This window comes from Aminobacter sp. P4_D5 (assembly GCF_056401815.1).
The window spans coordinates 1-646 of record NZ_JBFUIP010000870.1 but is presented as its reverse complement, the minus strand read 5'-3'; the positions used below and the strand labels follow the sequence as shown (position 1 = coordinate 646).

General features: G+C 72.1%; 1 protein-coding gene. It reads right to left on the bottom strand.

Features of this window, described 5'->3' with window-relative positions; genetic code table 11:
- On the bottom strand, positions 1-646 hold a 646-nt coding region (locus AC1DWF_RS35500; RefSeq protein WP_476843150.1), incomplete at both ends, for a glycosyltransferase family 2 protein.

The window sequence follows — 646 nt, the reverse complement described above, 5'->3', positions numbered from 1 at the left end:
GGCCCGGCCATTCGCCGAGCGCCAGCCGCCAGGCGGCGCCGCGTCCGTGGTGCTTGGCTTCCAGATGCAGGCGCGACCAGCCCTGATGGAACGCCTTCCACCAGTTGAGCGTCTCCGATGGCGCGCTGCTGGCACCGCCCTCGTGCCGCACGCGCACGCCGGACACATGCACCAGCGCGTGCGCTGCCGCGCGCATGCGCAGGCAGAGGTCGTCATCCTCGAAATAGAGGAAGATGTCGGGGTCGAAGCCGCCCAGCGCGCGGAACGTCGCCATCCGCAGGAACATGGCCGAGCCGCCGACGTACCAGCAGCAGGCGTCGCCCTCGGGCTCGACCACCGGGCCGCGCAGGCGGCGGAACGGCAGGTCGTGGCCGAATTGCATGCTGCCGTCGGGGACGATGACCTCGGGGGCGAACATCGCCGCTTCGGGATAGCGGCGCGCGGCCGCGACGAGGCCGGCGATGGTGTCGGGCTCCAGGGTGGCGTCGGCATTCAGCAGGAGGCCGAACTCGGTCTCGACCGCGGCGAAGCCCGCATTGGCGCCGGGGCCGAAGCCCAGATTCCGTTCCGACCGGACCACCTTCGCGCCCAGCCGCGCAGCCTGCGCGACCGCGGCGCTGTCGTCCGGACTGGCATTGTCCACGTC